This is a genomic window from Streptomyces aureoversilis (assembly GCF_042657885.1).
GTDB lineage: Bacteria > Actinomycetota > Actinomycetes > Streptomycetales > Streptomycetaceae > Streptomyces > Streptomyces aureoversilis.
Genome location: NZ_JBHSKJ010000010.1, coordinates 123,688 through 135,789, shown reverse-complemented (window position 1 = coordinate 135,789; position 12,102 = coordinate 123,688). Strand labels below are relative to the sequence as shown.

Sequence of the window (12,102 nt, the reverse complement as noted above, 5' to 3'; positions counted from 1 at the left end):
CGGTGCGCGCAGGGCTCCGTGGCGCCGTGCGCACAAGGCTCCGTGGTGCCGTGCGCGCAGGGCGCGCGCCCGGCCCGGTCAGGCCCCGGCGGCTCCCCCGGCGGCGCAGGTCCGGGCACAGGAGTCCGTACAGCCTCCGTCGTCCCCGTCCGTGCAGCCGGCGGACCGGGCGGACGGCCGTAAGCCTGCCGGTGCCGCGTTCCTGCGCCGGGCGCGGGCGATGAGCAGGGCGACCGCCGCCTCGCAGCCGAGGAACAGCACGAAGCCCGCCACGGAGAACGGACCCAGGGCACTGAGCGAGGCGTCCCGCAGCCAGCCCAGCGTGCCCAGGCAGAGAAGGTGCGCGATCCAGGCCGACCGCAGCGCGGCCGCACGGCCACGGGCCCGACGGGCCGGTGTTTTCGTCGTGTTGTCGTTCGCCTGCATGACATTCCCCCGTCTCCGGCCGTTCATCGGCCGGATATCCACTTTCGGGGGAACGCCCTCCGGGGCCATGGGGACGGTCAGCCCCTCCCCATGGGGCCGATCGGCCCCCCGCGGATCGGGGGTCGATCCGTGCGCAGGGGGGTGCACCAAGACGCCCCCGGTGGTGCCGTGACGAGGGACGTCCAGCATCTTGAATTTTGAACTTCTTTACGGCACGGCAGGGCGGAGGGGCGACCGGTGCCGCGGCTACTCCGCCGGGAGGGGAACGCGCCAGGTCAGCACCGTTCCGCCGCCGGACGGGGCGGAGAGCGACAGTCGGCCGCCGTGCCGTTCCGCGCGTTCGGCGAGGTTGCGCAACCCGCTGCGGCGCCCGTCGCCGGGCATGCCGACGCCGTTGTCGGTGACGGTGAGGACCAGGTCCCGGCCGTCGTTGACCACGCAGACGCCGATGGACGTGGCACGGGCATGCCGGACGACGTTCGTCAAGGCCTCGGCCAGGACCGCCACCGCGTCGTCGATGACGGCGCGCGGCACCCGGGTGTCCAGCAGGCCCTCCATCCGCAGGCTCGGCGCGAAGCCCAGGAGGGTGGCGGCGCCTCCGACGGTCTGTACGACACGGGTGCGCAGCCCGTGCTGGGGCGCGGTCTCCCGGGACCGCAGGCCGAAGATCGTCGCCCTGATGATCTTGATGGTCTCGTCGAGGTCGTTCACCGCCCGCTGCACGCGCTCCGACGCCTCCGCGTGGTCGATGAAGCGGTCCGCGCTCTGCAGCGTCATCCCCGTGGCGAACAGCCGCTGGATCGCCAGGTCGTGGAGGTCGCGGGCGATCCGGTCGCGGTCCTCCAGCAGCGTGAGCTGTTCGGCGTCCGCCCGGCGCTGCGCCAGTTCCATGGCCATCGCCGCCTGCCCGGCGAAGTTCAGCAGGGGCTCGATCTCCTCCTGCGAGAACACCGGCCGCCCCCTCCCCCGGGCCAGGAACAGCACGCCGATCACCGTCTTGCCGGACTTGATCGGCACCGCCACCGCCGGTCCCAGCCCGGTCACCGACGCGGGCACCGCGGAGACCCTCGGGTCCTCGTCGACGCTGAGGCTGCAGACCGGCTCGCGCTCGCACAGCACGACGCCGACCAGGGTCCCTTCGACGGGGAGGACGACTCCGCGGATGGCGTCGGCCAGTTCGCCCGTGGCGACCTCGACGGTCAGCGCGGACCCGTCGTCCAGCGGCAGCGAGACCGTCGCCAGCTCGGCCTCGGTGATCTCCTTGGCCAGCTCGGCGATCTGGGCCATCACGTCCTGCCGCGGACTGCCGGACATCAGACTGGTCGTCACCCGGGCGCTGGCCCGCAGCCACCGTTCGCGCCGCGTGGACTCCTCGTACAGGCGGGCGTTGTCGATGGCGACGCCCGCGGCGACGGCGAGCGTGGAGAGCACCGCCTCGTCCTCGGCGTCGAAGTCCGCCCCGCCGCGCTTCTCGGTCAGGTACAGGTTCCCGAACACCTGGTCGCGGACGCGGATGGGGACGCCCACGAAGCTGTGCATCGGCGGGTGGTTGGGCGGGAAGCCGTAGGAGGCGGCGTGCTCGGAGATCTTCGGCAGCCGCAGCGGGGCGGGGTGCCGGATCAGCTCCCCGAGCAGCCCGTGGCCCGAGGGGAACGGCCCGATGGCCTTGATCTGCTCGTCCGTCAGCCCGACCGTGAGGAACTGCGAGAGCGTGCGGCCGTCCTGGCCGATGACCCCGAGCGCCCCGTACTGGGCGTCCACCAGCACCACCGCCGCCTCGATGATCCGGCGCAGCACGTGCTCCAGGTCCAGTTCGCGCCCCACCGACAGCACTGCCTCTAGCAGGCTGTGCACCCGGTCCCACGTGCCGCGTGCGGTGTCGAGCCGCGCCTGGAGCTCCCCCAGCAGCTCGTCGAGCCTGAGGTGCGGCAGCCGCACCGAACCACCCCCGGCGGTCTCCAACGCGTCTCCTCACGAACGGGCGAGGTGTGTCTCGTCGGACCACCGTATCGGTCCCGGGGCGGGGCAGAAACGGATGCGCCCACCCGGGCCGGAAGAAGCGGCTCCGTGGCAGAACGGCCCCGGTCCCGCCCCGATGGGACCGGGACGGGACCGGGGGTGGCGTGAAGCGGTCACCGGTGCCGGAAGGGCCCCGGCCGGCCGGGAGTTACGGCGCCATCTCGTACGCGCCGGACAGGGCCTCGACGCGCTCCCAGACGCGGGCCGAGCGGGCTTCGTCGACGACGGGGCGGCGGACCGCACCGAGGGCCCAGCGCTGCTGCTCCTCGGTGGCGGAGTCCTTGCCGTGCAGTTCGACGGCGTGCGCGGAGAAGTCGCGGACGAGGACGGCGAACAGCTCGTCGAGCACGTCCCGGTCGAGGCCGGTCAGGCGGGCCTGCTCCAGGATCAGCTGGCCGTGCACGACGAGTGCGAAGAGCTGGCCGACGGCGAGGAGGAGGTCGAGGTCGCGGCTCTGCTCCTCGTCGGGGGCGGCGGCGGTGACGAACTCGCACAGCGCGTCCGCCTGCTCGCGGAAGCGGCCGACGTTGGGCACGTCGGCGTAGGCGTCGTAGGCGGTGCGCCAGTCGTGGAAGCGGATGGCGCCCAGGCCGCGGGCCGGCCCCTGGCGGAAGAGGAAGTCGTCGTCGGCCGCGTCGAGGCGGGTCGGCACGGGCGCGTACTCGGCCGGGCTCAGCAGGTGGTTGCCCATGAACTTGAGGATCAGCGCGAGGTTGACGTGGACGGTGCCCTCCAGCTTCGGCAGGCCCCGGATCTCGGTGGCGGCCTGGGCGAAGTAGGTGTCCTTCTCGAAGCCCTTGGCCGCGATGACGTCCCACATCAGGTCGATGACCTTCTCGCCCTCCGTGGTCACCTTCATCTTCGTCATGGGGTTGAAGAGGAGGTAACGGCGGTCGTCGGGACCGGCGGAGCGGAAGTAGTCGACGGCGCGGTCGCTGAAGAGCTTCATCCCGACGAGGCGCACGTAGGCGTCGGTCAGCTCGCGGCGCACGTGCGGGAAGGCGGTGACGGGGCGGCCGTACAGGATGCGGTTGTGCGCGTGGGTGACGGCCTCGTACATCGCGTGCTCGCAGATGCCGATCGCGCCGGTGCAGAGGTTGAACTTGCCGACGTTGACGGTGTTGAGCGCGGCGTCGAAGGCGGCGCGGCCGGTGTGCAGGACGTCCTCGGCCGCGACCGGGTAGTCCTCCAGGCGGAACTCGCTGACGTACTTCGACGAGTCGACGACGTTCTTGACGAGGTGGTACGCCTCGTGGCGGCTGTCGGCGGCGAAGAAGACGTAGCCGTCGGGGCCCTCGACGTCGGTGCGGCGGCCGAAGACGGAGACGAGGCCGGCGGCGTTGCCGTTGCCGATGTAGTACTTGGAGCCGCTCGCCCGGAAGCCGCCGTCGCCGTCCGGCTCCAGGAGCATGTCGGTGGAGTAGATGTCGGCGCCGTGGGACTTCTCGGACAGGCCGAAGGCGAACACCTCGCCCTGCGCGAGGAGTTCGGCGGCGCGGGCGCGGGCGGCGGCGTTGTCGCTCTGCCAGACCGGGCCGAGGCCGAGGATGGTGACCTGCCACGCGTACCAGTAGTCGAGCCCGTAGAAACCGAAGATCTCGTTGAGGGCGGCTATGCGGGCGGTGTCCCAGCGCTTGTCCTCGTTCCCGCCTGCGGCGGAGGACGGCGTCAGGAAGGTGGCGAACAGGCCCTCCTTCGCCGAGAAGGCGAGGAAGTCCGCCAGCCAGGCGCGGGAGCGGTAGTCCTCGATCAGCTTGCGCTTGCCGCGCTCCTCGAACCAGTCGACGGTGGCGCGCAGCAGCCTGCGGGTCTCGGGGTCGAAGTGCGCGGGGTCGTAGGTGCGCGGGTTGAAGAGCAGCTGGTCGGCCATGGAGGTTCGCCTTTCCGGCGTGGAGGTCGGAGGGTGTGGTCTGCAGGTCAGTGCCCGGCCCGGAGCCGGTGGAGCGTGGCGAGCACGTCGTCGAGCCAGGCGATCGTCATGCGCTCGTAGGCGATGCCGCCGCGCAGGACGACGTGCTGGAGCTCCCGCCCGGCGTCGCCGGGCGCCGCGGGCGCCCCGGGTCCGGTGAAGTCGCGCTGCTCCCCCGCGAGGTAGTGCGCGAGCCGGTCGGAGTGCGCCCGGTGGTGCCGCTCGACTTCGCGGATCAGGGCGGCCGGGTCGTCGAAGGCCGCGCCGCGGATCTTCACGGCGAGGTCGTGCCGGACGCTCTCGGGTTCGATCGGCTCGTGGAGCCAGTCGGAGAGGGCGGCGCGCCCGGGGGCGGCGACGGAGTACTCCTTCTTGTCCGGCCGGCCCTGCTGCGGCACCTCGCGCACGTCGAGCCGGCCGTCGCCCTCCATCCGCTTGAGGACGCGGTAGATCTGCTGGTGGGTGGCGGTCCAGAAGTAGCCGATGGACCGCTCGAAGCGCCGGGCCAGCTCGTAGCCGGAACCCGGCTTCTCCAGCAGGGAGACGAGGATCGCGTGCTCGAGCGCCATACCCCGGATCCTGCTATGCAACTCGTTTCATAGACAAGCACCCCCGCCCGGGTGAGACGCGGCTCACTCGCGGCCGCGCTTCAGCGCAGGACCGCACCCCCGGGCGAGCGGCGCCGCCGGTACACCGAGCGCTGGAGGTGGTCCTTGGCCGGGCCGGTGGTGCGCCACTGCACGTGCCATTCGCCGGGTGAGACGACGGTGAACGTGGCGTCGTAGCCGTCCCGCCCGCAGGGGTGGCGGGTGGTCCAGTGCCCCGTGCGCAGGTCGAGGTCGTGGAAGGGCCGGCCGTCGGCGAACCGCACCTCGGCCGTGCCGTCCGGCCGGGCCAGCAGCCGCAGCGTCCGCCCGGCCCGGTTGACCGCGCCGCCCCAGCTCAGCTCGCCGTCCTCGACGTGCAGTACGGACGCGCCGTCACCGGCCGGCCGGAAGTCGGCCGTGCCGTGGAACGACCCGCCGGCCCCGGTGTCCAGGTCGAGCAGGGTGCGTTCGACCGTCCACTGCCCGGTCAGGTAGGCGACGGCGTCGGGGACGGGGACGGGACGGGGTGCCGAACCGCTGACGGGTGTCGGATCATGGGCGGCGCAGTTCACCGCTCCATCATCCCCCGCCGCCGTGGGGAGACGGGCCTCGCGGTGGCACGGGGTGAGGACCCACGAGGAGGGCACGCACTGATGCGCAGCGTCTACGTCGTCACGCACCCGGAAGCGACGCACCACGTCGAAGGGGTGGTCGGCGGCTGGCACGATTCGGGGCTCACGCCGGCGGGCAGGCGCGCGGCGGTCTCCATCGCCCGGGCGCTGCGGGCCGCGGTCCCCGGCGGCGCCGGGGTGGAGCTGTTCTCCTCGGATCTGCGGCGGACCCGGGAGACGGCCGAAGAGGTGGCCGGTCTCCTCGACGTGGAACCGGTCCTGGACCGCAGGCTGCGGGAGAAGTCCTACGGAGAGGCCGAGGGACGGCCGCAGGAGTGGCTGGACCGGCGGTTCGTCCCGCCGCCGGCCGCCGGGGACCGGATGGGACACCACGAGGGTGTGCCGGGTGCCGAGACCCGGGCGGTCTTCGCCCGGCGCGTCTACGCGGCCGTGGACGACATCCTGCGGCGCCCGTGCGCGCACCAGGTCGTCGTGACGCACGGTTTCGCCCTGACGTTCGTCGTGGCGGCGTGGATCGGGATGCCGTTCGAGGCGCTGGGCCGCGTCGGCTTCCGGGCGGCCCCGGGCAGCATCACCACCCTGCGCGAGGACGACTTCTTCCACAACCGCCAGGTCGTCGGCCTGGGTGACACCCGGCATCTCGGCCGGTGACCGCGGTGCGCCTCACACGGCCCGGGTCTCCCGGCGGTAGCCGCCCGGGGCCCGTCCGAATTCGCGTTTGAAGGCCTTGGCGAAGGCGTACTCGGAGCCGTATCCGGTCCGGGCCGCGACGGTCGTGAGCGGGGCGTCGGTCTCGCGCAGCAGCCGGGCGGCGGTCGTCATGCGCCAGCGGGTCAGATAGGCCATGGGCGGCTCTCCGACGAGGGTGGTGAAGCGGCGGGCGAAGGCCGCGCGGGACAGGCCCACGCGCTCGGCCAGCGACTCGACGGTCCACGGGGCGGCCGGGTCCGCGTGGACGGCGGAGAGCGCCGGGGCGACGGCGCTGTCGCCGAGGGCGGCCGCCCAGCCCTCGGCCGCCGTCGGGGGCTGGTCCTCGATCCAGGCGCGCAGGATGTAGAGGAGCAGCGAGTCGATGAGCGCGGGGACGATGCCGGCCGATCCGATGCGGGGGTTCTCCAGTTCCGTGCCGAGGAGCTGGACGGCGGCGCTCAGTTCGGGGTGGCGGCCGTGCCGGGCGGGGAGGTGGATGATCTCGGGGAGCCGGCTCACCAGGGGGTGGGGGCGCCCCTGGTCCAGGTGGTAGTTGCCGCACAGCAGCTTCGTGCTGGGGCCGTCGCCGCCGATGGTGACCGTGCCGAGCGGCGAGCCGGGCCGGAACTGCTCCGGCCTCTCCTCTTCGGCCGGCGTGGAGGGGTCGTCGGCGAGGATGTGCCCGCGGCCGTCGCGCAGGAAGACCACGTCGCCCGCGCCGAGGGCGAGGGGCTTCAGGTGCGGCGCGTCGCCGAGGGGGACGAGCCAGCAGGTGCCGTAGAGCACCACGTGGAAGCCGGCGCCGGCGACCGGGGGGAGGCGCAGCCCCCAGGGGGCGCGGCCGTGGGTGCGTACGGATCTGGGCTGCCCGGTCCGCATCGAGCCCAGCGCCTCGGTCAGGATGTCCAACGCCGCCCCCTCTTCCCCGTCGTTCCCCTCACCGGCCTTCCGGCCTTCCGGCCTTCCGGTCAGCGTACGTCCCGGCACGTGTCAGTCGACGGTCAGGACGATCTTGCCCTGGGTCCGGCCCGAGCCGACCGCCTCGTGGGCCGCGGCGGCCTCGGCCAGCGGGAACGTCCCGGCGACGTGGGGGCGGATGCGGCCGGCGTCCACGAGGGCGGCGATCGCCTCCAGCGAGGCGTAGTCGGGTTCGACGGAGATTCCGGCGAAGTTCCGGCCCGCGGCCTCGACCTGGGCGGCGAGCTCCTGGTTCCAGTGCTCCATGATGCTGACGAGCGTGCCGCCGGGGCGCAGGACGGCCAGGGAGCGGACGCCTTCGGAGGAGGAGTCGAAGACGACGTCGACGTCCTTGACCGCCTCCGTGAAGTCGGTGGTGCGGTAGTCGATGATCTCGTCGGCGCCCAGGCCGCGCACGAAGTCGTGCTTGGGGGCGCTCGCCATGGCGATCACGTGGGCGCCGCGGGCCTTGGCGATCTGCACGGCGAAGTGGCCGACGCCGCCGGCCGCGCGGTGGATCAGCACCCGCTGCCCCTCGGCGATCCGGGCCGCGTCGACCAGTCCCTGCCAGGCGGTGAGCGCGGCGAGCGGGAGGGCCGCGGCGTGCACGTGGTCCAGGCCGGCGGGCTTGCGGGCCACCTGGCGGGACGGCACGGCGACGTACTCGGCGTAGCCGGTGGCGGCGCGCGGGAAGAAGGGCATGCCGAAGACCTCGTCGCCCGGCTTGAAGCGGGCGCCCGGGCCGGCCTCCTCGACGACGCCGGAGATGTCCCAGCCGACGCCGAAGGGCGGCTCGCCGAGCAGCGGGTAGGCGCCGGAGCGGACGGCCACGTCGACCGGGTTCACACCGCTGGCGTGGACGCGGACGAGGACCTCGCCGCCGAGGGGGGTGGGACGCTCGGTCTCGACGACCTCCAGGACCTCGGGGCCTCCGAAGGACTTCTGGACGACAGCGCGCATGGTGGTCTCTCCCTGTGAGCGGCCGGGGCGGTGTCCCCGGCGGTTGATGTGCTCAACATTAGGAAGATCGAATGAGCGGATGAATATCCCTGAGTCTTGGAAAGATGTCCCGTCGTCTTCGTGGCGGAGATCCTGGGCCATCCCCGGGGGCGGCTACTCCGGGGCACGCGGCGACCGCGCTCCGGAGTGTGGCATTCCCCTCAGGCGGACCGCTTGAACAGTCAAAAGAGTGTGGGGTTAGCATATGAGCGCCGCCTAGCTCGATCGAGAGATGGACCTGCACCTGTGACTGTCAACGAGGACTCGTTCACAAGCTGGAAGAACCGCGAGGAGATCGCGGAGTCGATGATCCCGATCATCGGGAAGCTGCACCGCGAGCAGGACGTCACGGTCCTCCTCCACAGCCGCTCCCTGGTGAACAAGTCGGTGGTCAGCATCCTGAAGACCCACCGTTTCGCCCGGCAGATAGCGGGCGAGGAGCTCTCGGTCACCGAGACGCTGCCGTTCCTGCAGGCCCTGACCACGCTCGATCTCGGCCCTTCCCAGATCGACATCGGCATGCTCGCCGCGACGTACAAGGCCGACGACCGCGGCCTGTCGGTGGAGGACTTCACCGCCGAAGCCGTCGCCGGCGCCACGGGTGACAACAAGATCGAGCGCTGCGAGGGCCGCGACGTCGTCCTCTACGGCTTCGGCCGCATCGGCCGCCTCGTCGCCCGCCTCCTCATCGAGAAGGCCGGTTCGGGCAACGGCCTGCGGCTGCGCGCCATCGTCGTCCGCCAGGGCGGCGAGCAGGACATCGTGAAGCGCGCCTCGCTGCTGCGGCGCGACTCGATCCACGGCCAGTTCCAGGGCACGATCACCGTCGACGAGGCGAACAGCACGATCGTCGCCAACGGCAACGAGATCAAGGTGATCTACGCCAACGACCCCTCCGAGGTCGACTACACGGCGTACGGCATCAAGGACGCCATCCTCATCGACAACACCGGCAAGTGGCGCGACCGCGAGGGCCTGTCCAAGCACCTGCGCCCCGGTGTCGACAAGGTCGTCCTGACCGCGCCCGGCAAGGGTGACGTGCCCAACATCGTGCACGGCGTCAACCACGACATGATCAAGCCGGACGAGCAGATCATCTCCTGCGCGTCCTGCACCACCAACGCGATCGTCCCGCCGCTGAAGGCGATGGACGACGAGTACGGCGTGCTGCGCGGCCACGTGGAGACGGTCCACTCGTTCACGAACGACCAGAACCTGCTGGACAACTACCACAAGGCCGACCGCCGCGGCCGTTCCGCGCCGCTGAACATGGTCATCACCGAGACCGGTGCCGCCTCGGCCGTCGCCAAGGCGCTGCCCGGCCTCAAGGCGCCGATCACCGGCAGCTCGATCCGCGTCCCGGTGCCGGACGTCTCGATCGCGATCCTCAGCCTGCGGCTCGGCCGCGAGACCGACCGCGAGGAGGTCCTCGACTACCTCCGCAACGTGTCGCTGACCTCGCCGCTCAAGCGCCAGATCGACTTCACCACCGCCCCCGACGCGGTCTCGAGCGACTTCATCGGCTCGCGCCACGCCTCGATCGTCGACGCCGGCGCCACCAAGGTCGACGGCGACAACGCGATCCTCTACCTGTGGTACGACAACGAGTTCGGCTACTCCTGCCAGGTCATCCGTGTCGTCCAGCACGTGTCCGGGGTGGAGTACCCGACCTTCCCGGTGCCGCAGGTCTGACCCCGGCGCACCGTCTCGTCCGGCGTCCCCGAACGCCGGGGCCGGGCGGCCACCTCAACGGCGAGGTGGCCGCCCGGCCGTTTTCCGTGGGCCTCACGCTCCCCCCGCCGGTCCCTCCCGGTCTGCCCGGCCAGGTGCCCGCTCGTCCTGGTCGAGGGCCAGGAGGGCCGCGCCGATCCACCCCGCCTCCGGCCCGAGGCGGGCCGGTTTGATGTCCGGGAGTTCACGGTGGGCGCCCGCGGTGACGTACCGGGCGAAGCTCGATCGGGTGGGGGCCAGCAGCAGTTCGCCGGCTTCCGCGACGCCGCCGCCGACGACCACCAGCTCGACGTCGAAGAGGTTGACGAGCGTCGCCATTCCGATGCCGAGCCAGTGGCCGAGGCGCTCCAGCTGGGCACGTGCGGCCGGGTCCCCGGTGCGTGCGGCCGCGGAGACCGTCTCCCCGGTCACGCGGCCGGGGCCCCCGGCGAGCGTGGCCAGCGTCCCGCCGGGGTCGGCCGCGGCCGCCGCGCTGCCGTAGCGGCCGAGCGCCCGCCCGGAGGCCAGGGGTTCGAGGCAGCCGACGATGCCGCAGCCGCAGCGTTCGGTGCCGTGCGGGTCGACGATCGTGTGCCCGAACTCCATGGCGATTCCGGTACGGCCGCGGAAGAGGCGGTCCGCCAGGACGAGGCCGCCGCCGACGCCGGTGCCCACGGTGATGAATGCCATGTAGGCGGCGCTGTTCCCCTTGCGGTACTCCGCCCAGCAGGCGGCATTGGCGTCGTTGTCGACGAGGGCCGGCAGCCCGGTGGCCTCCTGGAGCAGGCGGCGCAGCGGCAGATCGCGGTAGGCGTTGTTGGGAGCGGTCCGGATGCGGCCTTCGGGCCAGTGGACGAGGCCCGCCGCTCCGGCGCCGACGGCGACGGTCGCGGGATTCCGGGAGTGCAGTTCTTCGACCAGGACGGAGACGGCCTTCACGATGGCCGCCTGGTCGGAGGGGCACGGCGCGGCCGGGACCCGTTCGACGACGCGGCCTCCCGCGTCGACCACTCCTGCTGCGATCTTCGTGCCTCCGATGTCGAGTCCGATGGCGAGCCGGTCGTCGTCGTGGAACCGTGGGCGCATGGGGGACACTCCTACCGGTGTCGGAGCCGGACGCCGAAACAACTCTGCAGCGCGATCAGCGCGGCGCCGTGCGCACCACGGACGGCATCCAGCGGCTTGGTGACGATGTGACAGTCCCTGCTGATGTGGAACGTGTGCGCGGGAAACCTCCTCATCGCGTGGAGGAAGGAATTCGCCGCCCGGCGCCCCGGCCCGCCGCTGATGAGATCCTCCGCCGCGTAGATCACCACATGGGACGGGCCGAACGTGGTGAGCAAGGTGGCGATGCCACGGGCGATCGAGGTCCCGGCTTTGCGGAATGCCGCTGCTGCCTGGCGCGCCTGCGGGTCGTTGCTGTCGGCGAGCGCGATCGCGGCCTCCAGCCCGTCCAGTTCCCGCCCGGTCAGTTCCTTGACCACGGCGGTCAGGGCCCGGTTCCCGACCTGGCTCTCGATGCACCCCCGCATTCCGCAATCGCAGATCCGGCCCCGCTGCCAGACCTGCAGGTGCCCGAACTCCATCGGGACGGAGATCCGTTCGCCCCGCACGACCATTCCGGCACCCACGCCGTCGCGGACGAGGACGACCCCGAACGTCGCGCTGCCGCTGCCCACGCCGAGGCTCTGCTCGTACGCCGCGAAGGCGTGCGCGTCGTTCTCCACCGACGTGGCGCAGCCCATCTTGAAGGCGAGCTCCGCGCCGAGGGGGACGTCCACCCACTCGTACGGGGGAGGCTTCTCGTGCCGGTGGTCGTCGGGGCCGTTGACGAGGTGGAGGACCGTTCCCGTGTCCGGATCGACGGGGCCGCCCACCTGGACCCCGACGCACACCCTTTCCCGGGGAAAGGCGCAGCCCAGTCTGTCGTCCATCAGGCGCCCCGCCATCTCGGCCACGCGCTGCACCACCTCCGCCGACTCCATGACCGTGAGGTGCCGACGGGTGCGGGCGATCACCACACCGTCGGATCCGACGACGACCCCCGTGAGTTTGTACGGCTGGAGTTCGACGCCGACCGCGTAGTGCCCGTGGTCGAGCTCGTACGAACGCCGCAGCACCTGCCGCACTTTCCCGTCGTTCACGTTCATGAGATGTCACCTGCGTCCGGTGG

11 protein-coding genes are annotated in these 12,102 nt (G+C 72.1%); 2 read left to right on the top strand and 9 right to left on the bottom strand.

The window, feature by feature from the left end:
* Nucleotides 1–78 precede the first annotated feature (78 nt).
* The 5 genes from ACFPP6_RS19185 to ACFPP6_RS19165 all read right to left on the bottom strand — a co-directional run bounded on the left by ACFPP6_RS19185 (nt 79) and on the right by ACFPP6_RS19165 (nt 5,513).
* The gene (locus ACFPP6_RS19185; protein ID WP_382043621.1) at nt 79–426 is read right to left on the bottom strand and encodes a hypothetical protein; all 348 of its coding nucleotides are present in this window, start codon (nt 424–426) and stop codon (nt 79–81) included.
* Nucleotides 427–672: 246 nt separating this feature from the next.
* The gene (locus tag ACFPP6_RS19180) at nt 673–2,388 is read right to left on the bottom strand and encodes a GAF domain-containing sensor histidine kinase (RefSeq protein ID WP_382043619.1); all 1,716 of its coding nucleotides are present in this window, start codon (nt 2,386–2,388) and stop codon (nt 673–675) included.
* Nucleotides 2,389–2,593: 205 nt separating this feature from the next.
* On the bottom strand, nt 2,594–4,315 hold the full coding sequence (locus ACFPP6_RS19175; protein WP_382043616.1) for an acyl-CoA dehydrogenase family protein: 1,722 nt from the start codon (nt 4,313–4,315) through the stop codon (nt 2,594–2,596).
* Nucleotides 4,316–4,362: 47 nt separating this feature from the next.
* Nucleotides 4,363–4,923, bottom strand: coding sequence for a PadR family transcriptional regulator (locus ACFPP6_RS19170; RefSeq protein ID WP_382043613.1), 561 nt, complete (start codon nt 4,921–4,923; stop codon nt 4,363–4,365).
* 80 nt (nt 4,924–5,003) lie between these two features.
* Nucleotides 5,004–5,513, bottom strand: a complete 510-nt coding sequence (locus tag ACFPP6_RS19165; protein WP_382043611.1) for a DUF6314 family protein — start codon at nt 5,511–5,513, stop codon at nt 5,004–5,006.
* An 81-nt stretch (nt 5,514–5,594) separates the two neighbouring features.
* Here ACFPP6_RS19165 and ACFPP6_RS19160 point away from each other — a divergent pair, with 81 nt between their 5' ends.
* Entirely contained in the window at nt 5,595–6,224 is a 630-nt protein-coding gene (locus tag ACFPP6_RS19160; RefSeq protein ID WP_382043608.1) for a histidine phosphatase family protein, read from the top strand.
* Nucleotides 6,225–6,236: 12 nt separating this feature from the next.
* Here the strand turns inward: ACFPP6_RS19160 and ACFPP6_RS19155 are convergent, their stop codons facing one another.
* Complete coding sequence (locus ACFPP6_RS19155; RefSeq protein WP_382043606.1) at nt 6,237–7,172, bottom strand: AraC family transcriptional regulator; 936 nt, start codon at nt 7,170–7,172, stop codon at nt 6,237–6,239.
* Nucleotides 7,173–7,253: 81 nt separating this feature from the next.
* Entirely contained in the window at nt 7,254–8,180 is a 927-nt protein-coding gene (locus ACFPP6_RS19150; protein ID WP_382043603.1) for an NADP-dependent oxidoreductase, read from the bottom strand.
* Between the two features lie 285 nt (nt 8,181–8,465).
* Here ACFPP6_RS19150 and ACFPP6_RS19145 point away from each other — a divergent pair, with 285 nt between their 5' ends.
* Nucleotides 8,466–9,911 carry a glyceraldehyde-3-phosphate dehydrogenase gene (locus tag ACFPP6_RS19145; RefSeq protein WP_382043601.1) on the top strand — a complete coding sequence of 482 codons (1,446 nt, stop codon included), beginning with the start codon at nt 8,466–8,468 and terminating at the stop codon, nt 9,909–9,911.
* A 93-nt stretch (nt 9,912–10,004) separates the two neighbouring features.
* Here the strand turns inward: ACFPP6_RS19145 and ACFPP6_RS19140 are convergent, their stop codons facing one another.
* Together ACFPP6_RS19140 and ACFPP6_RS19135 are read right to left on the bottom strand one after the other, a co-directional pair.
* Entirely contained in the window at nt 10,005–11,015 is a 1,011-nt protein-coding gene (locus ACFPP6_RS19140; protein WP_382043583.1) for an ROK family protein, read from the bottom strand.
* Between the two features lie 11 nt (nt 11,016–11,026).
* Nucleotides 11,027–12,079 carry an ROK family protein gene (locus ACFPP6_RS19135; protein ID WP_382043581.1) on the bottom strand — a complete coding sequence of 351 codons (1,053 nt, stop codon included), beginning with the start codon at nt 12,077–12,079 and terminating at the stop codon, nt 11,027–11,029.
* Between the last annotated feature and the right edge of the window lie 23 nt (nt 12,080–12,102).

Coding starts and splice junctions, on each gene's coding strand:
- ACFPP6_RS19185 (WP_382043621.1), bottom strand. CDS start 426: ATGCAGGCGAACGACAACACGACGAAAACACCGGCCCGTCGGGCCCGT.
- ACFPP6_RS19175 (WP_382043616.1), bottom strand. CDS start 4,315: ATGGCCGACCAGCTGCTCTTCAACCCGCGCACCTACGACCCCGCGCAC.
- ACFPP6_RS19170 (WP_382043613.1), bottom strand. CDS start 4,923: ATGGCGCTCGAGCACGCGATCCTCGTCTCCCTGCTGGAGAAGCCGGGT.
- ACFPP6_RS19160 (WP_382043608.1), top strand. CDS start 5,595: ATGCGCAGCGTCTACGTCGTCACGCACCCGGAAGCGACGCACCACGTC.
- ACFPP6_RS19150 (WP_382043603.1), bottom strand. CDS start 8,180: ATGCGCGCTGTCGTCCAGAAGTCCTTCGGAGGCCCCGAGGTCCTGGAG.
- ACFPP6_RS19140 (WP_382043583.1), bottom strand. CDS start 11,015: ATGCGCCCACGGTTCCACGACGACGACCGGCTCGCCATCGGACTCGAC.
- ACFPP6_RS19135 (WP_382043581.1), bottom strand. CDS start 12,079: ATGAACGTGAACGACGGGAAAGTGCGGCAGGTGCTGCGGCGTTCGTAC.